Source organism: Streptomyces sp. NBC_00285, assembly GCF_036174265.1.
Classification (GTDB): Bacteria; Actinomycetota; Actinomycetes; order Streptomycetales; family Streptomycetaceae; genus Streptomyces.
In genome coordinates, this window is sequence record NZ_CP108055.1 from 8,490,087 (window position 1) to 8,512,537 (window position 22,451).

The following is a 22,451-nucleotide window of genomic DNA, read 5'->3' on the forward strand; positions in this document are numbered from 1 at the left end:
GCGGACCTCCTACTTGCCGGAACCGCCGACGCCGCCCAGGGCGGCCGTACCGGACTGCTGGGGGACGTTCTGCGTGGCGGTCGCGCCCGCGCCGATCGCCTGGTTGCCGATGATGCTCATTCCGCCCTGCTGAATGAGGCCCTGGTTGAGGATGGTCTGCTGCTGGGCGCGGAAGTCGGTGGTGTCGTAGCCGCGGGTGTCGAGGAACTCGCGGATCGCGGCGAGGGTGTGGCGCTCCACCAGGGACGTGATCCGCGTGGCGTCCACGACCTGGAAGTAGTTGTGGTAGTTCGGGCTCAGCGCCAGCTCCCGGACGCTCAGCCGGGCGCCGAAGTCGTAGACGGGGTCCTGCTCCAGGGCCTTCAGTTCGTCTGTCATACGTCTGTTGTGCCGGGTCTCGAAGCGGGCCTGGTGCAGTGCCCGGAACGGGGCGGCGAAGAAGGCCCCGCCGGTACGGGAGACGGCGTCCAGCAGCAACCCGCGTCGCGCGTCGGCGGTCAGCGGGCCGCGCAGCCGGTCCACGACGTGGTAGTCGGCACGCACCGGGCCGAGCACGTGGTTGCTGCAGTACAGGTGGAGTGTTCTGCCCGTGGTCGAGAAGTGCAGGAACACACTGGGCACCACGTCCCCGCCCCACAGCGGCACATGCACCGCCAGACAGTGGCGGACCGCGCCGGTGGGTCGCTCCACGATCCGCTCGACCTCGTCGGCCGACACCCGGCCGGCCGGGGCGAGGCTCGTGGTCCGGATGAACCGCTCGTCGTCACCGATGCTCGTGCCGCTCGCGAAGATCCGGTCCTCGATGACGAGGGCCCCCAGCGACTCCTCTCCGGCCGCCGCCGTCCCGTCGGCCGTACCGCGCGCCGAGGTCGCCCGGAGGCGCGCGCGTACGTGGTCGACGAGTTCGGTGACGGTGAACGGCTCCGGCACGGCCGGCCGGGAGTTACCGCCGACGGGGGTGTCGGCGGGCAGCATCGGCACGGCGAGCGGCCACTGCGAGGCGGCACCGGAGTAGCCGATGAAGGGCGCGTACCCGCTGTACACCGTGACGTTGCCGTCCTGCGCCTCCCTGATGGCCGCGAGCCGCCCGGCCATCCACTTGCGCCGCGGGACGGTCGGGCGGGGCTGCCGGGCGAACGCCTCGCGGGTCATGGTGGTGCGCAGCAGCCGGTCGACCTCGAGTTCGTGGCGTACGACCGTGACGTACGCGAACGCCACCGCTCCGATGTACACGAGCGCGGCCGGCACCCCGGCCAGGTAGGCGCCCAGCAGCCAGCTCACGAAGCCGGGGGTGGGCAGGGACGAGACGACGACGCCGAAGGCGAAGGCGAGGAGCACCGCGACGCCGGCCGTGATCCCGGTGCCGATCAGTGCCCTGTCCCCGGGTTGGTGGCGGCCGCGGGTGGCCAGGCTCGGCCGGCCGCCCGACTGCCGGGTGACCGACAGGAGCATCGTGACGAACACCAGCCACAGGGGCGCGAACACTGCCACGAGACCGACGGCCGCGGTCAGTCGCAGATCGCGGCGGTGCCGCATCTCCTGGGCCGTCAGACAGTGGCGCGCCACCGTCACCAGGTCGACGCCGGGCGAGACGGCGACCGCGCCCGCCTCGTCGGCGAGGAGGTCCTCCACCACCCGGTCGGCGAAGTCCTCGTCGAGGTAGGCCGCGGCGCACAGATACCGGGTGACGTCACCCGGCGCGCTCCCGACCGGCATGTGGACCGGTGCGGTTGTCATGCCGGGCCCTCCCTCTTTCCAGCGGCGAAGCGGCGCCGCCCCGGCGCCGGCGGAGCCCGGGGTGACTCCTCGTGGCAGACCGGCGGTCAGGAGCGCGAGCAGCGCGCCGACCGCGAGGCCGAAGAGGAGAGCGCTGCGCAGCAGGTCCTTCACCAGGGTGTCGGCCGGTGCCAGCAGTACGTCGTCGACGAAGGCCTCGTGCATGCCCCACCAGGACAGGTTGGCCAGTGCCGACGCGAGCACCCCCGCGACGAGACAGCGAAGGAGGCCCGACGCCCCGCGCGCCGACAGTCGCCGCGCGAGGAGGACGAGCGCCACGAGCAGTACCAGGACGGAAAGGTCGTTCACGACCAGCGCGGAGGTGCTGCCGTACCGCTCGGAGGACAACGCCCAGCTCGGCAGGGCCGCCGCTTCCAGGAGCCAGCGCAGGGGCTCCTCGTCGGTCCGCAGCTGCCGGTAGAACTCCTCCTCGTAGAGATTCCGCACAGGTCGCTGCACCCAGGGACTGCCCGCGAGGACCACGAGCGGGATCAGCAGGGTGAGACGGCCGCGTAACGCCGAGGGCGTGCGCGGCGCACGCCGACTGGGCAAGAACATCTGGGGTTCCCCCATCCCCTGATCCCCCCGACCCCTGGGATCAGGGGCCGTACCCCAGGGCATCCCCGCTCTCCGTGACCGTGAACCCCGGCAACCCCACCGGCTACTGCCGGTACCCGCTGAGGAACCGCCCGATCCGTCCGATCGCCGCCTCCAGATCCTCCGCGTGGGGCAGGGTGAGGATGCGGAAGTGGTCCGGCGCCGGCCAGTTGAAGCCGGTGCCCTGGACGACCTGGATCTTCTCGCGGAGCAGCAGGTCCAGGACGAACTTCTCGTCGTCGTGGATCTTGTGGACCTTGGGGTCGAGACGCGGGAACGCATACAGCGAGCCCTTGGGCTTCACGCACGAGACGCCGGGGATCTCGTTGAGCTTCTCCCAGGCCACGGTGCGCTGTTCGTACAGCCGGCCGCCCGGGGCGGTCAGGTCGTTGATGGACTGCCGGCCGCCGAGCGCGGCCTGGATGGCGTACTGCGCGGGCGCGTTGGCGCACAGCCGCATGGAGGCCAGCATGGTCAGGCCCTCCAGGTAGTTCTTCGCGTGCTGCTTCGGGCCGGTGACGACCAGCCAGCCGGAGCGGAAGCCGGCCACCCGGTACGTCTTCGACAGGCCGCAGAAGGTCAGGACGACCAGGTCGGGGGCGAGCGCCGCGACCGAGTGGTGCACGGCGTCGTCGTACAGGATCTGGTCGTAGATCTCGTCGGCGAAGACCATCAGGCCGTGCCGGCGGGCCAGGTCGAGGATGCCCTCGATGATCTCCTTCGGGTAGACCGCGCCGGTGGGATTGTTGGGGTTGATGATGACCACGGCCTTGGTGCGGTCCGTGATCTTCGCCGCCATGTCGTCCAGGTCCGGGTACCAGTCGGCCTGTTCGTCGCAGAGGTAGTGAACGGCCTTGCCCCCGGCGAGGGTGGTCACCGCCGTCCACAGCGGGAAGTCCGGGGCGGGGATGAGGATTTCGTCGCCGTCCTCGACCAGCGCCTGTACGGCCATCGAGATCAGTTCGGAGATGCCGTTGCCGAGGAAGACGTCGTCGACGTCGATCTCCAGGCCCAGGTTCTGGTAGCGCTGGGCGACCGCCCGGCGGGCGGAGAGGATGCCCCGGGAGTCCGTGTAGCCGTGCGCCTGGGGGAGCATCCGGATCATGTCCTGGAGGATCTCCTCCGGTGCCTCGAAGCCGAACAGCGCGGGGTTGCCGGTGTTGAGGCGCAGCACGCTGTGGCCCGCCTCCTCCAGTGCGTCGGCGTGCTCGATCACCGGGCCGCGGATCTCGTAACAGACCTCGCTGAGCTTGCTCGACTGCCGGAACTCCATGCGCTGCCGCCTCTCCGGTTTCCTGTGTTGCTTGGTTTTACCAAGTAGCGGCTTGGAAAGTCCAACCACTTGTCTAGACTGCGTCGCATGTCACCTCGCCGAAGCTACGACCAGTACTGTTCCGCGGCCCGTGCTCTCGACGTCGTGGGCGACCGCTGGACCCTGCTGATCGTCCGGGAACTGCTGTCCGGCCCGCGCCGATACACGGACCTGCACGCCGACCTGCCCGGCGTGAGCACGGACGTCCTCGCCTCACGGCTGAAGGACATGGAGCGCGACGGCCTCACCACGCGGCGCAGGCTGCCCCCGCCCGGCGCGGCCTATGTGTACGAACTCACCGCGCGCGGACGCGAGTTGCTGCCGGTGCTCCAGGCTCTCGGTACCTGGGGCGGTCCCGAACTCGGCGAACGACGGCCCACCGACGCGGTACGCGCGCACTGGTTCGCGTTGCCCCTGCTGCGCTCGCTGGAGGGCGAGGGCCTCGTCGAAGTCCGCCTGGAGGAGGGGGACTTCCATCTGCACGTCGGCGCGCAGGACGGTCCCGCGTACGGCGACGGGCCCGCCCCCGGGGAGCCCGACGCCCGGCTGGTCCTGGACGCCGGGACCTGCGGGGCCGTCGCCCGGGGGGAGTTGAGCCTGTCGGACGCGGTGCGGGACGGGCGGGTCGAGGTGAGCGGCCAGGGCACGATCGCCAAGGCACTGCGCGAGGTGTGAACGCGAAGAAGACCCGCCGGAGCGGGCCTTCTCGGTGCTGCTGCAGATCAGGAGGGGCGAGGGAGGGAGTCAGGAGAGCTCAGGCCCCCGGCGGTACCCGGGTCGGCCGACCGGACCCGCGCGTCAGCGCGTACCCGCCGACGCCCGCCAGCGCGGCCAGCGCGCCGCCCACCGCGGTCCACACCCAACGGTCGGACCACCAGCCGGAGGACCACCCGTCCTCGGGCTCGATGGCGGACAGCACGGCGGACTTCGAGTCCGTCGAACCGTCGTCCTCCGCCTCGGACTTCACGGCGATGCCCGGCACCAGCGGCTCGGCCAGCGAACCGTCCACCGCGGCCGAACCGCCGATGTCCTTGGAATCGACCCGCACTTCGGTGCTGACCGGAAGACCGAGGTCGGCCGTCGTGAGGCCGACGACCGTCAGCCGGACGTAGTACGTGCCCGGCAGCGGGTCGTTGGCCCAGGCCTGTGACCAGGCGCGGACCGTGCGCAGCGTGCAGGCCAGCTCCACCGAGGACGCGTCCGGCGTGGCGGTCCGGGTCTGGGCGCCGTACTGGCAGGACTGGCGGCGCCGCAGTCCGTCGTACACGTCGACCTGCCAGGTCTCGGTGGCGTGGGTCTCGGGCAGCTTCACCGTCGCCTTGACGGTGGGACGCTGGCCCGAGTCCGCGGGGAACGACCAGTACAGGTAGTCGCCCGCCGAGCCGTTCGCGGTGGCCGTCTGCCCCTGCTCGATCTCCGTCGCATCACGGAAGGACGTGCCCGCGAGGGTGGGCGCGGCACTGTCCGTCGAGGCCGAATCCGTGGGCGTCGGCGTCGAGTCGGCCACCGCGGGAGAGACCGCGAGCCCGAGCAGCAGCGCCGCGGCGCCCACCATACGTGTGATCCGCATCAGTTGGTCCTCCAGACCGCGAGCCGCCAGCGCGACAGCCAGCCCCACAGCAGACCGGCGACGAACCCGGCGAGAATCAGCGCGCCGAGCAGCCACCAGCCGCGCCCGAGGCCGAAGGAGGCCACGTCGCTCGCCGTCGACGGCCCGTCCACGACATCGACGGTCAGTTCCAGCGGCAGCCCCGGAGCGGTCTTCACCCCGGCGCCCGCCGAATAGGAGTTGGTGACCTGGAGACACACCGTCTCGGCCGCCGTGTCGTCCTCGTCGCTCTCCGCCTTCGGATACCTGAGCCCCGTGGAGATCATGTCGGCGCGGCCGTTGCCCGCCGCCTCACCGCGCACGATCTCCCGGCCGTGCACGGTCACCGCCCGCAGCAGCACCCCGTACGAGGGGTTCACCGTCCGGTCGGCCGCCACGCTCACCGAAGCCCGCAGCTCCTGGCCGGGGTTCACGTCGACCCGGTACCAGCGCTGCCGGCCGAACTCCTCGCGGTCGGTGTACAGCCCTGACTTCAGCGCGGGCGCGTCGGTGCAGGCGTCGGTGCCCTCGGTGGCCACCGGCGTCACCACCGGATCGGCCGCCCGGTCCACCAACTGGTTGACCTTGTCGGTGAGTTCGTCGGCGTGCTCGACCGAGGTGTAGGTGCCGCCGGTCGCCTCGGCGATGCAGCTGAGCTGCCGGCTCATCTTGGTGTTGGGGACCAGGCCGAGGGTGTCGATGGTCATGTCGACGCCCTTCGCGGCGATCTCGCGGGCCACCTCGCACGGATCGAGCGGAGCGCAGGTGTCCTCGCCGTCCGTGATCAGCACGATCCGCTTGGAGCCGTCGCCCTTCGTGAAGTCACCGGCCGCCTTCAGCAGCGCGGGTCCGATCGGGGTCCAGCCGGTGGGGGAGAGGGTGGCCACCGCCGACTTGGCCTCGGTGCGGTTCAGTGTGCTGACCGGGTAGAGCTGGGCGGTGTCCTTGCAGCCCGTCTTCTGGTCGTCGCCCGGGTAGTTGGCGCCGAGGGTCCGGATGCCGAGCTGGACCTCCTCGGGCGTCGCGTCCAGCACCTCGTTGAAGGCCTGCTTCGCCGCCGCCATCCGGGTGCCGCCGTCGATGTCCGTCGTCCGCATCGAGCCGCTCACGTCGAGGACGAGATCGACCTGCGGCGCGGCCTGGCCCGTGGGTTCACCGGCGACCGCCGCGACCGGGAAGGCGACTCCGGCCGTCAGGGCGGTGAGCAGGGCGCACACTCCTGCCGCCAGCCGTTTACTTGTGATCATCGCCGGATCCTATTGATCAGGTGCGCCGGGCTCCAAAACGGCCGCTCAGAACAGGGGGTTGGGCAGCTCGGTCCACTGGTCGCCCGGCGTCCCCGGCGACAGCCGCATCGACGTCAACGCCTTCGCGGGCAGCGGCTGTTCGAGCAGCGCGGCCAGATCAGGGGTGCGCGGCAGATCCCGTACGGCGATCTCCAGCGCCCCGCGCAGTGCCGTCGCCGAACCCGCCGTGGCCGCAAGGGCTCCCGCCACCAGGGAGCCGAACAGCTTGCGCCGCAGGGTGGTTTCGTCGTCCGTGACGATCCGTCCGGACAGGGCCGGGACAGGAACGCCGTGCCGGGCCAGCCGTGCGGGGCTGACCCGGATGTCGGCGAGGTCCCGGTACACCAGGCGCACCGGCGCGTCCGACCCGGACAGGACGACGAGGAGATTCTGACCGTGTGCTTCCAGGGCGACCCCGAGCTCCAGCAGACGCAGTCCGGCGGTGAGGGCCAGCCGGGTGAACTCGGCGAGCCAGGCTGGGGAGTTCGGCAGATGGGTGGTGGCGAGGGCCGCCACCGGGAGGACCCGGTCGCCGTACACCTGCGGGGATTCACGCAACACGGCGGCGAGATCGGGGGAGTCGGCGGTCGCGGCGCCCAGGGTCCGGGTGAAGTGCAGCAGGCCGTCCGTGTGTTCCGACAGTGCCTCCGCGAACTCGGAGAGGGTCGCGGACATGGTGATCGAGTAGCCCGAGATGTCCCGCACCGAGGACGTCAGTCGGGCGCTCAGCGCTGTCTTGACGTGCTGTGGTCCGTCCGTGAGGGCGAGGGTGCGCAGGGACATCAGCGGGTGCGCGTCGAGGCCCTCGGTCACGGCCCGCTTCAGCACATGCTCCGCCTGCCACGGATGCGCGGGCAGCAACAATCGGTCCCCGTCCCGCAGTTCGGACGGCCACGCACCCGTCATCAGGCACTCGTCCACCCGGACCGGCACCAACCCCAGCCGCACCAGCGGCCGGTGCTCGGGCCCGTAGGCCAGCTGCTCCGCCACCGAGAAACCGGGCCTGGAACGGCAGTTGGGGTGGTAGGGGTGCCCGTCGACGATCCGCTGTTCCCACTCCCAGTCGGACACCGGCCACTTCTCCGTGCGGGATGCCTGCCCGGCCCTCGACAGCGCCAACGACAGGACACTGTCCGTGAGTTCGGCCGCGAGGCCCGCGCCGTGCGGTACGCCGAGGCCGGTCATCAGCCGCGCCGGATCGTCGTACGCGGCCTGGTCGAGCCGTACGACGGTGACGTAGGCGGCCGTGGCGTACGGGTCCGGGTGCGGGCCGTGCAGTCGGCGGCCGTCCGAAAGGCGCAGCGTCAGCCCGTCCCGGCCCGTCTGCCGCGCCGCGATCCAGGGCAGCGGTTCATGCGTGAGCCCACGCCACAGCCGGGTCAGCACGGCCGCCCGCGCGCCGGGCAGTTCTGCCGCGTACCGCGCAGCGAGGCCGGGGCGCACGACGGCCAGCTCTGCGGCGAACTGGGCCTCGGCGGCTGAGGGACGGTGCACGGTCGGACTCCTCGGGGACGAGTGGTGTCACGGTGGGGCGGTGACGGCAGACATACTGATCGTCATCGCCCCAGATGAACCGTAGAGAACGAGTGGATCGCGTGGATCTCCCGCCCCCGCCCCCGTCGGCCTACGTCGACGTAGACGTAGACGTAGACGTCGTGCACCGCGCCGACGTCTACGCGGCAGCCCCCCTGCTCAACTGCCTGCTGCGCGAGGTGGCCGAGCGGCTCCCGGAACCCGGTGAACGCCCTGTGTACCGGCTTCCCGGCGGGAGGCTGCTGCGGGTGCTGGGTGAACGCCGGCCCGCCGAGCCCGAGGTGTACACGGCGGGCGGCTGGCGGCGCATCGGCCACACCGAACTCGTGAAGCTCGTCGCCGAGGAACTGACCCGGCACACCGGCGTGTCCCACCACGAACTGCCCGCCGAGATGATCGACAGCCGGGACGCGGTGGCCGCCCTGCTCACGGTCCGGGACCAGGTCGCGGCGCCCGAGGATCCGTATCTGCGCTCCGAACAGTGCCTCGTCACCGGCCATCCCTACCACCCGGCTCCCAAGGCCCGCGGCGGTGGCCCCGTCGCCGCCTGGCTGCCGTACGCCCCCGAGGCCCATGCCCGCTTCCCGCTGGTCCTGCTCGGCGTGCGCGAGGACGCCGTCGTCGAGGAGGGTGACACCGCCGCCCTCGACGCGCTCGGAGAGGCCCCGCCCGGCTATCGGCTGCTGCCCGCGCATCCCTGGCAGCTCGACCTGGTGGGCCGCGCCGATGCCTGTGCGGAGGCCTTCGCGGACGGCCGCCTGATCCGGCTCGGCACGACCGGCTTCGAGACCTGGCCGACGGCGGCGATCCGCACGGTGTACGCCCCCGGACGCGACCTCTTCCTGAAGTTCAGCCTGGATGTCCGCATCACGAACGACATCCGCCGGCTCTGGCGGCACGACCTGCTCGAACTCCGCCGTACGGATGCAGCCGCCGTGAATGCCTTCGCCGCGAGCAACGGCCCCGCCGCCTGGCTGAGCGACCGCGGTTACCGCACCGCGGACTTCGCCTTCGAGGAACTCGCCGTCCTCGTCCGCGACGGCCTGCACGACCGTGTGCGCCCCGGGACCACCCCGCTGCTCGCCGCGGCCCTCGTGGAGGGATTCGAGGGCAACCCCCTCGACGGCACCGCCGATCCGGCGGGCTGGTGGGAGGCATACCTGCGTGCGGTGGTCCCGCCCGCCCTCGCGGCCTTCGGCGACCACGGCGTCGTACTCGAAGCACACCTGCAGAACACGCTGATCGCCGTGAATGCCGACGGGATGCCCGTGCAGGCGCTGTTCCGGGACGCCGAGGGCGTGAAGCTGCTCGCGGACGTCCCGCGCGCGGCCGGGTGGGAGCGGCTGGCGTACTGCCTCGTCGTGAACCACCTGTGCGAGATCGCCGCCGCTCTCGCCGAACGGCACCCAGGCTTCGACCCCTGGCCCGCCGCCCGCCGCGAACTCGCCCGCCACGACCTCCCCGAAGCGGCCGCCCTGCTCGCCTCGCCCACCCTCCCCGGCAAGACCAACCTGCTGCTGCGGTGGACCGGCGCGGACGGGGCGGACGCCCGCTATCTGCCGCTGCCGAACCCGCTCGCCGGCGCATGAGGTGAGCGAGCACCACCGCTGTGCCGGGCGGCGTCACCTCGGTGGGGTCGCCGACCCGCTCCCGTGGTGAGACCCATGGTCTGCTCGGGGGTGCGGTAGCCCGCGGGGAGGCGGATCCTGACGTGTCCCGGCCGCCGTTGCCGTCGGCACTCCGCGTCGGTGATCGTCCCCGGCCTCGGCGCTCGGCGCTCGACGGTCCGGCGATCCGCGGCTGCGCCGTGTGGGCGCGAGTGACCGTAAGCGTTGCGGGCAGGCAGCGGCGGGGGCCCGAGGGACCCGGCCGGGTGGTCGCCGGGACGGTGTGTCAGAGCACGGCGAGCCGGTCCACCAGCAGCTCCACCCGCTGGGCGGCGTCCTCCGGCAGCAGCCGTCTCGCCCGGGTCAGGGTCGTAAGGCCGTGCAGGGACGCCCAGAACACCTCGGTGAACAGCCCCGGGTGGACGCCCTCCCCGGCAACCTCGCCCAGGCTCTCCAACAGCGCGGCGAAGGCGTCCTTGAGGGGTGCCGGGGTGTCCTCGTCCGCGAAGGCCAGGCCGCCGTCGAGCTGGAACAAGGCGTCGTAGACCGCCGGGTTGTCCGCGGCGAAGTCGAGGTAGGCGCGGGCGAGCGCGGCGACCCGCTCGCGTGGGCCGTCCGCGGCGGAGGCCGCGGCCCGTACCGCCGCGGCCAGCTCGGCGGCGCCCTCCAGGGCGACGGCGCCGATGATCTCCCGCTTGCCGCGGAAGTGGCTGTAGAGGACGGGCTGGCTGTACTCGATGCGCTCGGCGAGTCGGCGGGTGGTGACCGCGTCCCAGCCCTGCTGCTCGGCGAGTTCGCGGGCTGTGGCCACGATGAGGCGCTCGCGCTCCGCCCGTTCGCGCTGCTTGCGTTCCTGTACCGACATGATTCGATCCTAGCACCGCTAGACAATCAAGCGGTATTAGGTCTAGCGTTGCTTCATCTGCTAGCAACACTAGAAATGAAGAGGGTCATCATGCTCGACGCACTTGAGGTCGTCACCACCGTGGTCTTCGGCGTGATGGTGGGTGTGGAGTTCTCCGTCGCCTTCGTCATGAACCCGATCCTCAACGCTCTCCCGGAGGACAGCGGCCAGCTCGGCCACGCCCACGGGGGCCGGATGCTCGGCGCCGTGATGCCGGTCTGGTACCTCACTTCGCTGGCTCTCGTCGCGGTCTGGGCCATAGCCGGATGGCACCACCACGGCACCGGCCTCGTGGTCACCGCGGGGGTGCTGCTGATCCTCAACGTGATCATGTCGCTCCTGCTGCTCGTCCCGATCAACAACCGGAACAAGACGTGGACCCCTGAGAACCGGCCCGCCGACTGGAAGGAGCAGATGAGCCGCTGGAACCGCTACCACTACGTCCGCGTCGCCGGCCTCATCGCCGCTTTCGCCCTCCTCGTCGCCGCCCTCACCTGAGGCAGCCGGTCACCCGGATCCCGATATCCGGGTGACCGGCTGCCGCTCGATGGATTTCCACACCCCGCCTGACGAGGGACGCCCGGATGCGAGGATGAGGCGTCATGAAGGCAGGATGATCGGATAGGTTTCCCCGGCTGCACCGCCTTGGAGATGGCCATGGAACACAAGCTGAACGACCCGTGGGGCCCTGGAAGATGTTGAGAGAGGTCACTGCCGGCCGCTACGTCGAACCCCTGCGCTCCGGTGGTTCCGTCCCCGGCGTCGTCGAGGCCGACGACCTGGGCACCTACGTCGTGAAGTTCACCGGCTCCGCCCAGGGCCGCAAGGCGCTGGTCGCCGAGGTGATCGTCGGTGAGCTGGCGCGGGTGCTGGGGCTGCGTTTCCCCGAGCTGGTCCTGGTGCACTTCGACCCGGCGATCGCCGACAGCGAGCCGCACCAGGAGGTGCGTGAGCTGCACGCGGCGAGCGCGGGGGTGAACCTCGGCATGGACTACCTGCCGGGCGCGCGTGACTTCACCCCGGAGATCGCCAGGACGTTCCCGGTCGACGCCCTGGAGGCCGGCCGGATCGTCTGGCTCGACGCCCTCACCGTCAACGTCGACCGTACGGTCCACAGCTCGAACCTGATGATCTGGCCGACGCTCGGCATCGCGCCCCCGCGCCTGTGGCTGATCGACCACGGCGCCGCCCTTGTCTTCCACCACCGCTGGGAGGGCACGGACCCGGCGAAGTCCTACGACTTCCGCCATCACGCCCTCGGCCACTACGGCCCGGACGTGCGCGCCGCCGACGCCGACCTCGCGCCCAGGGTCACCCTCGACGTCCTGCGCGCTGTCACGGCCGCCGTCCCCGATGCCTGGCTCACCGACTTCGCGACCCCGGACGAGGCGCGCGAGGCCTACGTGACGTACCTCCACGCGCGCGTGCGGGCCTCCGAGGCCTGGCTCCCCACAGACTTCCCGACCCGGGAGGAAATCGCCGCCGAGGAAGCCCTCCGCGCGGCGAGGACGGAGAAGGACCGGCCCACGTGGCTGAAGCGGGTCCCCGACCTGCACGGCAAACCGGCCGCGGAACAGGATTGGTCGGTGCACCTCGGATGAGTGGCCGTGTCGAGATCGAGTACTGCACCCAGTGCCGCTGGCTGCCCCGCGCGGCGTGGCTGGCACAGGAACTGCTCACCACGTTCGAGACCGAACTGACGGAACTGGCCCTGAAGCCGGGCACGGGCGGTGTCTTCGTCGTCCGCGTCGACGACGAGGTCGTCTGGGACCGGCGTGAGCAGGGCTTCCCGGAGCCGACGGCGGTCAAGCAGGCCGTACGCGACCGAGTGGCCCCGGGAAGGTCCCTGGGCCACTCGGACAGGGTCTCTCAGGAGGACGTCAGCCCTTGAGCTGCTCGTACGCGGGCAGCGTCAGGAAGTCCGCATAGTCGGCGTCGAGGGAGACCTGGAGCAGCAGGTCGTGGGCCTGCTGCCAGTGGCCGGCCGTGAAGGCCTCCTCGCCGATCTCCCGGCGGATGTCCGAGAGCTCCTCGGCGGCCACCTTGCGGGCCAGCTCGGGGGTCGCGCGCTCGCCGTTCTCGAACTCGACGCCCGCGTTGATCCACTGCCAGATCTGCGAGCGGGAGATCTCGGCGGTGGCCGCGTCCTCCATGAGGTTGAAGATGGCGACCGCGCCGAGCCCGCGCAGCCACGCCTCGATGTAACGGATGCCCACCTGAACGGCGTTGACCAGGCCGTTGTACGTCGGCCTGGCCTCCAGGGAGTCGACGGCGATCAGGTCGGCCGCCTCGACGTGGACGTCCTCGCGCAGCCGGTCCTTCTGGTTCGGCCTGTCGCCGAGGACCTTGTCGAAGGACTCCATGGCGATCGGGACCAGGTCGGGGTGGGCGACCCAGGAGCCGTCGAAACCGTCGCCGGCCTCGCGGTCCTTGTCGGCGCGCACCTTCTCGAAGGCCACCTTGTTGACCTCGGCGTCCCGGCGCGAGGGGATGAAGGCCGCCATGCCGCCGATCGCGTGCGCGCCGCGCTTGTGGCAGGTGCGCACCAGGAGTTCGGTGTACGCCCGCATGAACGGGGCCGTCATCGTGACCAGGTTGCGGTCGGGCAGGACGAACCTGGCGCCGCCGTCACGGAAGTTCTTCACGATGGAGAACAGGTAGTCCCAGCGGCCCGCGTTCAACCCCGAGGCGTGGTCGCGGAGTTCGTAGAGGATCTCCTCCATCTCGTACGCGGCCGTGATCGTCTCGATGAGGACGGTCGCGCGGACGGTGCCCTGCGGGATGCCGTTGTACTCCTGCGCGAAGACGAACACGTCGTTCCACAGGCGCGCTTCGAGGTGCGACTCGGTCTTCGGGAGGTAGAAGTACGGGCCCTTGCCGAGGTCGATCAGGCGCTGGGCGTTGTGGAAGAAGTAGAGCCCGAAGTCGACGAGGGAGCCCGGTACCTGGGCGCCGTCGGCATCGACGAGGTGCCGCTCGTTCAGGTGCCAGCCGCGCGGTCGCATGACGACGGTGGCGAGCTCTTCGTCGGGGCGCAGGGCGTACGACTTGCCGGACCTCTCGTCGGTGAAGTCGATGGTGCGGGTGTAGGCGTCCGCGAGGTTGACCTGGCCGAGGACGACGTTCTCCCACGTCGGTGCCGACGCGTCCTCGAAGTCCGCGAGCCACACCTTGGCACCGGAGTTGAGGGCGTTGACGGTCATCTTGCGGTCGGTGGGGCCGGTGATCTCGACCCGGCGGTCGTCGAGGGCCGCGGGGGAGGGGGCCACCTTCCAGGAGTCGTCCGCACGGATCGCGGCGGTCTCCGGGAGGAAGTCGAGCGTGGAGGTGCGGGCGATCTCGGCGCGGCGCTCACCGCGGCGGGCGAGGAGCTCGTCGCGCCGGGGCGTGAACCGGAGGTGCAGCTCGGCCACGAAGGCGAGGGCCGCCTCGGTGAGGACCTCCTCCTGCCGCGGCAGGGGCTCGGCGTCGACGATGGCCAGCGGGGACGGCGCTGGTGCGGACATGAGCTGTCACTTCCTTCAGCGGTGGCACCGGGTGCCAGTCGAACCGGGTACGCGATCGGCGCCCTTCACCAGGGGCGGGACGCTTCTGAACAGTGGATACTAGTTTCCTCATCGTGGAAGTTCAATCGTTTGTTGATATCGAGATTCTCCGAGTCGAGCCAACGTGGCGCTCAGTGCCAGGATGCTCACTCAAGGTGCGCCAGATCGGCCGGTGTGTCGATGTCGTAGGGCTCGGCCACGTCCGCGCACTCGACGAGCGTGATGGCGTCCTGGTGATCCCTCAGGTAGGCGCGTGCCCCCCGGTCCCCGGTCGCACTCGCGGCGATCGGGGCCCAGTGCGCGGCGCCGAAGAGGACGGGATGACCGCGTACGCCGTCGTAGGCGGCCGACACGAGCGAGAAGTCGTCCTCGTGGGCGGCGAGCACCCGGCGCACCGCCGCCGCCCCGATCCCGGGCTGGTCGACGAGCGACACGAGCGCCGCCCGCGCCCCCGTACCGGCCAGCGAGTCGAGCCCGGCCCGCAGGGACGACCCCATGCCGTCGGCCCACGCCGGGTTCTCCACGAGCACGCAACCGCCGAGTTCCGCCCGCTCCCGTACGACCGCTGCGGCGGCCCCCAGGACCACGTGCACGCGGGCACAGCCGGCCGCACGCAGGACACCGACCGCGTGTTCGACGAGCGGCCGGCCCCGGTGTTCGAGCAACGCCTTGGGCCGCCCGCCGAGCCGCCGCCCCCCGCCCGCCGCGAGAAGCAGCCCGGCGACCTGCTGTTCGTTCTCCGTCATGCGTCCTGCATACCTGACGCGCCGGAGTGCGCCCGGTTTCAGCGGGCCGGAATTCGGTCCGCACGGTGGCGCCGGGCGCACTCCGTGGCGTTTACTGACCCGCGTCCCTCGGCGTCCGACCAACACCGAAGGGGCTTCACGACGCTGGAGCGCACGACGGCGTGCGAGGGGGAGAGCTGTGTTGCGGAGCTTGGGGCAGAGGCCAGTGACCGGCAGTGACAACGATCCGAGAGTGGCGGAACTGCGGACCGCGGTGTCCCGGCTGCGCCGCGAACTCGCCGCGCACCCGGCCGAGTTCCCCGACCGGGGCATCGCCGAGGACGAACTCGCCGCGCTCGCCGCCATGACGGTGTACGGGCAACCCGAAGTCCCGCGGCTACGCCGGTCGTTGCTGCTGATCGCCGGAGCGATCGGCTCGGTCAGCGCGCTGTCACGGGGGCTGACGGCGGTACGCGACGCGGTGGAGCTGTTCGGGGAACCGCGCCGCTAGGGGAACGAGCCCCGGTAACCCTTGTGCGAGCCCCGGTGCTCGAACTCCGGGCAGAGCCAGGTCTCCTGGACGAACTCGGTGAGGTCCTGCCAGAGGGCGAAGATGCCGGTCGGGCCGTGCTTGCCGGACACCTGCCGGTAGCGGTCCTTGGTGTCGCGGAAGCAGGCCAGCCCGGCCATGAAACCGCTGCCAACCGGGTTGTAGTCGGACCACGCGCACGAGATGCAGGCCCGCAAGCGGTCTCCAGGCGGCAGCTTGCGCTGAATGTCGACCAGCGCCTCCTCGAACCAGCCCTGGCCGTCCGCGTTGCGGTACTCACGCCCGTCGAGACGCAGGGTGACGGCCAGAGTCTCCGCATCCAGGCCGCGGCCCGGGCCCGCCGGCCCTCCGAGCCGCAGCGCGCAGTGCAGCACGCCCGGCCGTACGCCGGACCCTTGGACCTCGACCGGCATCGGCACCTGCCATTCCAGGAGGCAGGAGCACAGCCCGCCGTCGAAGAACGCGAACGCCTGCTCGGGTGGCTCACCGTTCAGGGCACCGAGATCGTCCATGGACTCGCTCTCGAAGACGACACCCCTGATCGTCGTACGGATCAGCTCCCGGCCGTCCGACTCGAAGACGATCTCCTCCGTGCCGTGCCGGTCGGTGTACCGCCCCGGCCAGCGCTGAAGGGCCGTCATGCCGGGTTCTGGCTGGCCAGTGCTTCGGAGAGTTCGCCGGCCACCTGCTGCAGCACCGGCACGATCTTCTCGGTGGCCGCCTCGGTGACCCGTCCCGCCGGGCCGGAGATCGAAATAGCGGCCGGGGTGGGGGAGTTGGGCACCGAGACCGCGAGGCAGCGGACGCCGATCTCCTGCTCGTTGTCGTCGACGGCGTACCCCTGGCTGCGCACCGCCTCCAGGGCCGCGAGGAAGCCGTCCGGCGTGGTGATCGTCTTCTCCGTCGCGGCCGGCATGCCGGTGCGGGCGAGGAGCGCGCGCACCTCGTTGTCGGGGGTGTGGGCGAGCAGGGCCTTGCCGACGCCCGTGGAGTGCGGCAGGACGCGCCGGCCGACCTCGGTGAACATCCGCATCGAGTGCTTCGACGGCACCTGGGCGACGTAGACGATCTCGTCGCCGTCGAGCAGCGCCATGTTGGCCGTCTCGCCGGTCTCCTCGACCAGACGGGCGAGGTAGGGGCGGGCCCAGGTGCCGAGCAGCCGGGCGGACGACTCGCCGAGGCGGATCAGGCGCGGGCCCAGGGCGTAGCGACGGTTGGGCTGCTGGCGGACGTATCCGCAGGTCACGAGGGTCCGCATCAGGCGGTGGATGGTGGGCAGCGGCAGTCCGCTGCTCGCGGACAGTTCGCTCAGTCCGACCTCTCCGCCCGCGTCCGCCATCCGCTCCAGCAGGTCGAAGGCGCGCTCGAGGGACTGGACCCCGCCACCGGAGGACTTGGCGGAGTCGGTGGTGCTGGCGCTGGACGTCGGCACGGCGCGTTCCTTTCGGGGCTGGCGGAAGGGCAGAAGCCTACCCGGCAGTCGGTTGACTCCCCGCTGGTGCGTAGCTACGTTCTGCTTGCTGGAATTCTAATTCCGCTTTGTGGAAACGTCTAGAGAGTCGACGTCGGGTGCACTGTGGGGAAGTGTGCCCTTGACGGCACTCGAACGGGAGTGAAGACTCCTTCAACAGAAAGTTGAATTCCGTTACGCGGAAGTTAACGGCGGCAGAGAGGGGTCCGGGTGTCCGGCACAGAACTGGTGCTGCGCTCGACGCGCGTCGTCACGCCCGAGGGGACGCGGGCCGCGTCGGTAGCGGTCGCGGGCGGCAGGATCACGGCGGTGCTGCCGTACGACGCCCCCGTACCCGAAGGGGCCCGTCTGGAGGACCTCGGCGACGACGTCCTGCTGCCCGGCCTGGTCGACACCCACGTGCACGTCAACGACCCCGGCCGCACCGAGTGGGAGGGCTTCTGGACCGCCACGCGCGCGGCGGCGGCCGGCGGCATCACCACCCTGGTCGACATGCCGCTCAACTCCCTCCCGCCCACGACGACGGTCGACAACCTCCGTACGAAGCAGGAAGTCGCCGCCGACAAGGCCCACATCGACGTCGGCTTCTGGGGCGGCGCCCTGCCCGACAACGTCAAGGACCTGCGCCCGCTGCACGAGTCGGGCGTGTTCGGCTTCAAGGCGTTCCTGTCGCCGTCCGGGGTCGACGAGTTCCCGCATCTCGACAAGGACGGGCTCGCCCGGTCCCTGGCCGAGATCGCCTCCTTCGACGGCCTGCTGATCGTGCACGCGGAGGACCCGCACCACCTTGAGGCCGCCCCGCAGCAGGGCGGCCCCAAGTACGCCGACTTCCTGGCCTCCCGCCCCCGGGACGCCGAGGACACCGCGATCGCCCAACTCATCGCCCAGGCGAAGCGGTTGGACGCCCGCGTGCACGTCCTGCATCTCTCGTCGAGCGACGCGCTCCCGCTGATCGCCCGGGCCAGGGCGGAGGGCGTCCGCATCACCGTCGAGACCTGCCCGCACTACCTCACCCTCACCGCCGAGGAAGTCCCGGACGGCGCCAGCGAGTTCAAGTGCTGCCCGCCCATCCGCGAGTCCGCCAACCAGGACCTGCTGTGGCAGGCGCTCGCCGACGGCACCATCGACTGCGTGGTCACCGACCACTCGCCGTCCACCGCCGACCTCAAGACGGACGACTTCGCGACGGCGTGGGGCGGCATCTCGGGCCTGCAGCTGAGCCTGGCGGCAGTCTGGACGGAGGCCCGCAAGCGCGGTCACTCGCTGGAGGACGTGGTCCGCTGGATGTCGGCGCGCACGGCCGAACTGGTGGGCCTCGACGCACGCAAGGGCGCCATCGAGGCCGGCCGCGACGCCGACTTCGCCGTCCTCGCGCCCGACGAGACGTTCACCGTGGACCCCGCGGCCCTCCAGCACCGCAACCGGGTCACCGCATACGCGGGCAAGACCCTGTACGGCGTCGTGAAGTCGACCTGGCTGCGGGGCCGACCCATCGTGGTGAACGGCGAGTTCACGCCCCCACAGGGCCAACTGCTCAGCCGCACGCCCTGATTCACCCGCACCGGACCACCTCTGAAAGGTACAAGTACGTGACGGCGATTGTGAGCTTCACCGGCGACGCGAACCCGTACGGCGGCGGTGACCCGTACGCGGACTACCGCACCGCGGACTTCCCCTTCACCCAGTACGCCGACCTCGCCGCCCGGCAGCTCGGCGCCGGCGTCATCGCCGCCAACGACGAGTTCTTCGCCGAGCGCGAGAACCTGCTGATGCCGGAGCCGGCCGAGTTCGATCCCGAGCACTTCGGGCACAAAGGCAAGATCATGGACGGCTGGGAGACGCGGCGCCGCCGTGGGGCCTCGGCCGGGCACCCCTGGCCGACGACCGAGGACCACGACTGGGCGCTGGTGCGCCTCGGCGCGCCCGGCGTGATCCGGGGCATCGTGGTCGACACGGCGCACTTCCGCGGCAACTATCCGCAGGCGGTGTCGGTGGAGGGCACGTCCGTCCCCGGCGCACCGTCCCCGGAGGAACTGCTGGGCGACGACGTAAAGTGGACGACGCTCGTCCCGCGCACGCCGGTCGGCGGTCACGCGGCGAACGGCTTCGCCGTATCGCTCGAACAGCGTTTCACGCACCTGCGGGTCAACCAGCATCCCGACGGCGGCATCGCCCGCCTGCGCGTGTACGGCGAGGTCGTGCCGGACCCCGCGTGGCTGGCGGTCCTCGGCACCTTCGACGTGGTCGCCCTGGAGAACGGCGGCCAGGCCGAGGACGCGTCGAACCTGTTCTACTCGCCGGCGTCCAACACCATCCAGCCCGGGCGCTCCCGCAAGATGGACGACGGCTGGGAGACGCGGCGACGCCGTGACCGTGGCAACGACTGGATCCGCTACCGCCTCGCCGCCCAGTCCCGGATCCGGGCGATCGAGATCGACACGGCGTATCTGAAGGGGAACAGCGCGGGCTGGGCATCGGTCTCGGTCCGCGACGGAGACGAGGCCGACTGGCTCGAGATCCTGCCGCGCACCCGCCTCCAGCCCGACACCAACCACCGCTTCGTCCTGCCCGAGCCGGCGGTGGGGACGCATGCACGCGTGGACATCTTCCCGGACGGCGGGATCTCACGGCTGCGACTGTTCGGGTCGCTGACGGAGGCGGGTACGGCGGCCCTGTCGGCGAGGCACCAGGAACTGGGCGGCTGAGACAGGGACCTTCGCGCCGGGGCGGGAAAACCCCTGCCCCGCCGCCGAGTTACGGCCGCGGACGGCAGCGTCTGCTGCACGTTGACGCCGCGAGCCCGGCGTGAGTGGGGGTGACCCACTCACGCCGGGTTGCGGCCGCTGGTGACAGCGTCTGCTGCACGTTGACGCTGCGAGTCCGCCGGGTACGGGGGTGCGTCACTCACGCCGAGTTGCGGCCGCGGGCGGCAGTGTCTGCTGCACGTTCGTGCCGCTGGCCCACCGTGTGCGGGGTGCCTTACTCGCGCCGTGGGACTGTCGCGGGAGGCAGCCGCCGTCTCATGCCGCGTGTCCGCCGTCCACGGCGAACTCCGCGCCGGTGACATAGTCCGCCCCGGCCAGATACGTCACCATCGACGCCACTTCCTCCGCCGTACCGAACCGCCCCAGCGCGGTCATCGCGGCCTGTCCCGCCGCGAACGGCCCGGCCGCCGGGTTCATGTCGGTGTCGGTGGGGCCCGGGTGGACGATGTTCGCCGTGATCCCCCGCGGGCCCAGCTCGCGCGCGAGTGCCTTCGTCAGCCCGGTCAGAGCGGACTTGCTCGTCGCGTACAGGGTTCCGCCCGGGCCCGGCACACGCTGGGTCATACAGGTGCCGATCATGATGATCCGGCCACCCGGACCCATGTGCGCGGCCGCGGCCTGCGAGGTCAGGAACACCCCGCGCACGTTGACGGACAGCACCCGGTCGATGTCCACGAGGGACAGGCCGTCCAACGGGCCGAGCACACCCACACCCGCGTTGTTCACCAGCACGTCCAGCCCGCCGAGCGCCTCCGTCGTGCGCCGCACCGACCCCGCCGCCTCCTCGGCGTCCGCGGAGTCGGCCCGCAGAGCCACGGCCCGGCGTCCCAGGGCCTCGACGCGCCGTACGACGTCCGCGGCCCCCTCCTTGCCGCTCACATACGTCACGGCCACATCCGCCCCCTCCCGCGCCAGTTGCAGTGCCGTGGCCGCGCCGATACCCCGGCTGCCGCCCGTGACGAGTGCGACCTTGCCGTGCAGAGTTCCGTAAGTCGTTGTCATGACGTCCATCCCACCGGCCCGAGCCCGGGATCGCTGGCGGCGCTCGGACATCGACCTCGGCCATGCCGACGTCCCGGCCCTCACGCTCCCGCACGCAAGGCGCCCGACCGGGACGTCGGGGCCACCGCAACTACGTAGAAGGGTCAGTGATTTCCCCGATGCGTCCAGCGCCGTGGCATTGAGAGCATGGCGAACCGGGGCCCGGGGGGCCGGGGGTGGCCGGTGCGGAGGGGGAGCGCATATGAGGGGGTCGCGGCAGCGGCATGCCGTTTCGCAGGGCGGGCGGCGATCGGCACCCGGGAGTGCAGCCCTCCGCACCGGCCGCGGCCCCTTCGCCTGCTCCAGCATCGCGACCCCTCCAGCGAGCGGTCCGAGCATTCTCACGTGAAGAAAAGGGTGCATCCCATGAACCTGTCGATCCGCGCGCGTCCCGCCGTACGAGGCGTTCTCGTCTCGGCCGGGACGGTCCTGCTGCTCACCACCCTGTCCGGCTGCTCCGACGACAAGGAGACCCTGGCGAGCTGGTCCGACAAGGGCGGCCAGAAACACATGACCGCCATCGCCAAGGACGTGAAAACCCTGATTCAGGTGAGCGATCCGATCGGTTCGGACCCCACCGCCGCCTCGCAATGCAGTCAGGTGCTCGACGACGTGAAGGCGGCGAGGGACTACGGCGAACTGCCGGACAAGATCGCTCAGGACAGTTGGAAGGAGTCGCTCGACGGGGTCGGGAAGGCCGCTTCGCAATGCCTGCGCAACGTCAAGGCCGGCAAGCCGGCAACCAGCCTCGTCGAAGTCATGGACGTCCAGAGCTCGTTCCACAGCTTCGCCCAACGGATCGAACTCCTCCGCAGCCAGTCCTGATCCGTGCCATGGCCCCGCTCTCCCGAGCGGGACGGCGGCACACCGGGTATGCGTGAAGGCTCCGGGCGGCAGGTTAACTTCCTGAAAACTCATCGGACTTGACGGGAAATTCTCCGGAGTTGTCATTGACATGCCACTGTCTACGCGCGTCATCATGAAGGCATGAGATTCCCCCCACGGATCACTCGTACCGTCGCCGCGGCTGCCGTTCTGTCCGCTCTCCTCGTCGGCGGCACCGTCACCGCCACCCCGGCGGCCGCCGCGGTCGGCAGCGTCTGCTACACCAAGCTGCCCTCCCAGGCCCACGACACCCTGGACCTGATCGAGGAGGGCGGCCCCTACCCCTACTCACAGGACGGCGTCGTCTTCCAGAACCGGGAAGGCGTCCTGCCGAGCCGGTCGAGCAGTTACTACCACGAGTACACGGTCATCACCCCTGGTTCATCGACGCGTGGAGCGCGCCGGATCGTCACCGGTCAGCAGAGCCAGGAGGACTACTACACCGCCGACCACTACGTCACGTTCAACCTGGTCAACTACAGCTGCTGAGCCCGTCCGCAGCGACCGGAGGAACCGTGCAACCGGCCGGAGGCCCGGTCCGCGCTCTCAGCCGGACCTCCGGCTCTCCGCGGCGGCGAACAGGGCGAACGCCAGCACGATCAGAGCGACGCTCGCGTAGACCTCGTAGCCGTCGAGGAAGCCGATCCGCTGGACGAGACCGATGTGCCAGTCGGTGAACTCGTGCAGCAGCCCCGCCCCGCCCTGCACCAGGGCGAGAAAACCGAACAGTTCCAGCAGTTGCTTCATAGCGAGACCCTCGCCCCGCGGACCCCCCCACAGACATCGGCCGCGGGGCGAGCCCCGTTCCGCGAAAGCATCGGACCCACGGCGTCGCCCACGCCGAAAGTCTGCGGTGCCGCGACTTT

General features: G+C 70.9%; 22 protein-coding genes. 10 read left to right on the forward strand and 12 right to left on the reverse strand.

Going from position 1 to position 22,451, the window contains the following annotated elements:
* Window positions 1-9 precede the first annotated feature (9 nt).
* Window positions 10-2,334, reverse strand: a complete 2,325-nt coding sequence (locus OHT57_RS38940; protein ID WP_328751509.1) for a hypothetical protein — start codon at window positions 2,332-2,334, stop codon at window positions 10-12.
* A 103-nt stretch (window positions 2,335-2,437) separates the two neighbouring features.
* Complete coding sequence (locus OHT57_RS38945; RefSeq protein ID WP_328751510.1) at window positions 2,438-3,646, reverse strand: pyridoxal phosphate-dependent aminotransferase; 1,209 nt, start codon at window positions 3,644-3,646, stop codon at window positions 2,438-2,440.
* Between the two features lie 87 nt (window positions 3,647-3,733).
* Between OHT57_RS38945 and OHT57_RS38950 the strand changes: the two genes are divergently transcribed.
* Window positions 3,734-4,360: a winged helix-turn-helix transcriptional regulator gene (locus OHT57_RS38950; RefSeq protein ID WP_328751511.1), complete on the forward strand. Its 627-nt coding sequence runs from the start codon at window positions 3,734-3,736 to the stop codon at window positions 4,358-4,360.
* A 79-nt stretch (window positions 4,361-4,439) separates the two neighbouring features.
* Here OHT57_RS38950 and OHT57_RS38955 read toward each other — a convergent pair whose 3' ends face one another.
* Genes OHT57_RS38955 through OHT57_RS38965 form a run of 3 tightly spaced genes read right to left on the reverse strand, consistent with a single transcriptional unit; the run spans window position 4,440 to window position 8,053 of the window.
* Window positions 4,440-5,255 (reverse strand): hypothetical protein, encoded by an 816-nt coding sequence (locus OHT57_RS38955; protein ID WP_328751512.1) that lies wholly within the window; start codon window positions 5,253-5,255, stop codon window positions 4,440-4,442.
* Window positions 5,255-6,520 (reverse strand): VWA domain-containing protein, encoded by a 1,266-nt coding sequence (locus OHT57_RS38960; protein WP_328751513.1) that lies wholly within the window; start codon window positions 6,518-6,520, stop codon window positions 5,255-5,257. The genes OHT57_RS38955 and OHT57_RS38960 overlap by 1 nt, the downstream gene beginning before the upstream one ends.
* Before the next feature lie 45 nt (window positions 6,521-6,565).
* Window positions 6,566-8,053, reverse strand: a complete 1,488-nt coding sequence (locus tag OHT57_RS38965) for an IucA/IucC family protein (protein WP_328751514.1) — start codon at window positions 8,051-8,053, stop codon at window positions 6,566-6,568.
* A 74-nt stretch (window positions 8,054-8,127) separates the two neighbouring features.
* Here OHT57_RS38965 and OHT57_RS38970 point away from each other — a divergent pair, with 74 nt between their 5' ends.
* Window positions 8,128-9,681 (forward strand): IucA/IucC family protein, encoded by a 1,554-nt coding sequence (locus OHT57_RS38970; RefSeq protein ID WP_328751515.1) that lies wholly within the window; start codon window positions 8,128-8,130, stop codon window positions 9,679-9,681.
* A gap of 304 nt (window positions 9,682-9,985) precedes the next feature.
* Here the strand turns inward: OHT57_RS38970 and OHT57_RS38975 are convergent, their stop codons facing one another.
* Window positions 9,986-10,564, reverse strand: coding sequence for a TetR/AcrR family transcriptional regulator (locus tag OHT57_RS38975; RefSeq protein WP_328751516.1), 579 nt, complete (start codon window positions 10,562-10,564; stop codon window positions 9,986-9,988).
* Window positions 10,565-10,654: 90 nt separating this feature from the next.
* Between OHT57_RS38975 and OHT57_RS38980 the strand changes: the two genes are divergently transcribed.
* The 3 genes from OHT57_RS38980 to OHT57_RS38990 all read left to right on the forward strand — a co-directional run bounded on the left by OHT57_RS38980 (window position 10,655) and on the right by OHT57_RS38990 (window position 12,494).
* Window positions 10,655-11,101: a DUF1772 domain-containing protein gene (locus tag OHT57_RS38980; protein WP_328751517.1), complete on the forward strand. Its 447-nt coding sequence runs from the start codon at window positions 10,655-10,657 to the stop codon at window positions 11,099-11,101.
* A 197-nt stretch (window positions 11,102-11,298) separates the two neighbouring features.
* A complete protein-coding gene (locus OHT57_RS38985) occupies window positions 11,299-12,204 on the forward strand; it encodes a HipA family kinase (protein WP_328751518.1) in 906 nt (301 codons plus the stop codon).
* Window positions 12,201-12,494, forward strand: coding sequence for a SelT/SelW/SelH family protein (locus OHT57_RS38990; protein ID WP_328751519.1), 294 nt, complete (start codon window positions 12,201-12,203; stop codon window positions 12,492-12,494). Before OHT57_RS38985 ends, OHT57_RS38990 begins: the two co-directional genes overlap by 4 nt.
* Here OHT57_RS38990 and aceB read toward each other — a convergent pair.
* Window positions 12,484-14,109, reverse strand: a complete 1,626-nt coding sequence (aceB, locus tag OHT57_RS38995; RefSeq protein ID WP_328751520.1) for a malate synthase A — start codon at window positions 14,107-14,109, stop codon at window positions 12,484-12,486. The two genes, OHT57_RS38990 and aceB, sit on opposite strands and share 11 nt — an antisense overlap.
* Window positions 14,110-14,294: 185 nt before the next feature.
* Window positions 14,295-14,894 (reverse strand): nucleotidyltransferase family protein, encoded by a 600-nt coding sequence (locus OHT57_RS39000; protein WP_328751521.1) that lies wholly within the window; start codon window positions 14,892-14,894, stop codon window positions 14,295-14,297.
* 205 nt (window positions 14,895-15,099) lie between these two features.
* On the opposite strand from OHT57_RS39000, the gene OHT57_RS39005 reads away from it, so the two are divergent.
* Complete coding sequence (locus OHT57_RS39005; protein WP_328751522.1) at window positions 15,100-15,384, forward strand: DUF5955 family protein; 285 nt, start codon at window positions 15,100-15,102, stop codon at window positions 15,382-15,384.
* Here the strand turns inward: OHT57_RS39005 and OHT57_RS39010 are convergent.
* A complete protein-coding gene (locus OHT57_RS39010; RefSeq protein ID WP_328751524.1) occupies window positions 15,381-16,064 on the reverse strand; it encodes a DUF6304 family protein in 684 nt (227 codons plus the stop codon). The genes OHT57_RS39005 and OHT57_RS39010 overlap by 4 nt on opposite strands.
* Window positions 16,061-16,855, reverse strand: a complete 795-nt coding sequence (locus OHT57_RS39015; RefSeq protein WP_328751526.1) for an IclR family transcriptional regulator — start codon at window positions 16,853-16,855, stop codon at window positions 16,061-16,063. Before OHT57_RS39015 ends, OHT57_RS39010 begins: the two co-directional genes overlap by 4 nt.
* A gap of 249 nt (window positions 16,856-17,104) precedes the next feature.
* On the opposite strand from OHT57_RS39015, the gene allB reads away from it, so the two are divergent.
* Complete coding sequence (gene allB, locus OHT57_RS39020; RefSeq protein ID WP_328751527.1) at window positions 17,105-18,445, forward strand: allantoinase AllB; 1,341 nt, start codon at window positions 17,105-17,107, stop codon at window positions 18,443-18,445.
* Window positions 18,446-18,483: 38 nt separating this feature from the next.
* On the forward strand, window positions 18,484-19,599 hold the full coding sequence (gene alc, locus OHT57_RS39025) for an allantoicase (protein WP_328751529.1): 1,116 nt from the start codon (window positions 18,484-18,486) through the stop codon (window positions 19,597-19,599).
* A 315-nt stretch (window positions 19,600-19,914) separates the two neighbouring features.
* Here the strand turns inward: alc and OHT57_RS39030 are convergent, their stop codons facing one another.
* Entirely contained in the window at window positions 19,915-20,670 is a 756-nt protein-coding gene (locus OHT57_RS39030) for an SDR family oxidoreductase (protein WP_328751530.1), read from the reverse strand.
* Window positions 20,671-21,066: 396 nt separating this feature from the next.
* Here OHT57_RS39030 and OHT57_RS39035 point away from each other — a divergent pair, with 396 nt between their 5' ends.
* Window positions 21,067-21,525 (forward strand): hypothetical protein, encoded by a 459-nt coding sequence (locus tag OHT57_RS39035; RefSeq protein WP_328751532.1) that lies wholly within the window; start codon window positions 21,067-21,069, stop codon window positions 21,523-21,525.
* A gap of 162 nt (window positions 21,526-21,687) precedes the next feature.
* On the forward strand, window positions 21,688-22,074 hold the full coding sequence (locus tag OHT57_RS39040) for a ribonuclease domain-containing protein (RefSeq protein ID WP_328751533.1): 387 nt from the start codon (window positions 21,688-21,690) through the stop codon (window positions 22,072-22,074).
* 57 nt (window positions 22,075-22,131) lie between these two features.
* Here the strand turns inward: OHT57_RS39040 and OHT57_RS39045 are convergent, their stop codons facing one another.
* The gene (locus tag OHT57_RS39045) at window positions 22,132-22,332 is read right to left on the reverse strand and encodes a hypothetical protein (protein WP_328751534.1); all 201 of its coding nucleotides are present in this window, start codon (window positions 22,330-22,332) and stop codon (window positions 22,132-22,134) included.
* Window positions 22,333-22,451 lie beyond the last annotated feature (119 nt).

Excerpts from the sequence above, each read along its gene's own strand:
- OHT57_RS38955 (WP_328751512.1), bottom strand. The coding sequence starts at position 5,255 with ATGCGGATCACACGTATGGTGGGCGCCGCGGCGCTGCTGCTCGGGCTC.
- OHT57_RS39035 (WP_328751532.1), top strand. The coding sequence starts at position 21,067 with ATGAACCTGTCGATCCGCGCGCGTCCCGCCGTACGAGGCGTTCTCGTC.
- OHT57_RS38950 (WP_328751511.1), top strand. The coding sequence starts at position 3,734 with ATGTCACCTCGCCGAAGCTACGACCAGTACTGTTCCGCGGCCCGTGCT.
- OHT57_RS38960 (WP_328751513.1), bottom strand. The coding sequence starts at position 6,520 with ATGATCACAAGTAAACGGCTGGCGGCAGGAGTGTGCGCCCTGCTCACC.
- OHT57_RS38975 (WP_328751516.1), bottom strand. The coding sequence starts at position 10,564 with ATGTCGGTACAGGAACGCAAGCAGCGCGAACGGGCGGAGCGCGAGCGC.
- OHT57_RS39030 (WP_328751530.1), bottom strand. The coding sequence starts at position 20,670 with ATGGACGTCATGACAACGACTTACGGAACTCTGCACGGCAAGGTCGCA.
- OHT57_RS39010 (WP_328751524.1), bottom strand. The coding sequence starts at position 16,064 with ATGACGGCCCTTCAGCGCTGGCCGGGGCGGTACACCGACCGGCACGGC.
- OHT57_RS38970 (WP_328751515.1), top strand. The coding sequence starts at position 8,128 with ATGAACCGTAGAGAACGAGTGGATCGCGTGGATCTCCCGCCCCCGCCC.
- aceB (WP_328751520.1), bottom strand. The coding sequence starts at position 14,109 with ATGTCCGCACCAGCGCCGTCCCCGCTGGCCATCGTCGACGCCGAGCCC.
- OHT57_RS39040 (WP_328751533.1), top strand. The coding sequence starts at position 21,688 with ATGAGATTCCCCCCACGGATCACTCGTACCGTCGCCGCGGCTGCCGTT.
- OHT57_RS38985 (WP_328751518.1), top strand. The coding sequence starts at position 11,299 with ATGTTGAGAGAGGTCACTGCCGGCCGCTACGTCGAACCCCTGCGCTCC.
- OHT57_RS38940 (WP_328751509.1), bottom strand. The coding sequence starts at position 2,334 with ATGTTCTTGCCCAGTCGGCGTGCGCCGCGCACGCCCTCGGCGTTACGC.
- OHT57_RS38990 (WP_328751519.1), top strand. The coding sequence starts at position 12,201 with ATGAGTGGCCGTGTCGAGATCGAGTACTGCACCCAGTGCCGCTGGCTG.
- OHT57_RS39045 (WP_328751534.1), bottom strand. The coding sequence starts at position 22,332 with ATGAAGCAACTGCTGGAACTGTTCGGTTTTCTCGCCCTGGTGCAGGGC.
- OHT57_RS39000 (WP_328751521.1), bottom strand. The coding sequence starts at position 14,894 with ATGACGGAGAACGAACAGCAGGTCGCCGGGCTGCTTCTCGCGGCGGGC.
- OHT57_RS38945 (WP_328751510.1), bottom strand. The coding sequence starts at position 3,646 with ATGGAGTTCCGGCAGTCGAGCAAGCTCAGCGAGGTCTGTTACGAGATC.
- OHT57_RS38980 (WP_328751517.1), top strand. The coding sequence starts at position 10,655 with ATGCTCGACGCACTTGAGGTCGTCACCACCGTGGTCTTCGGCGTGATG.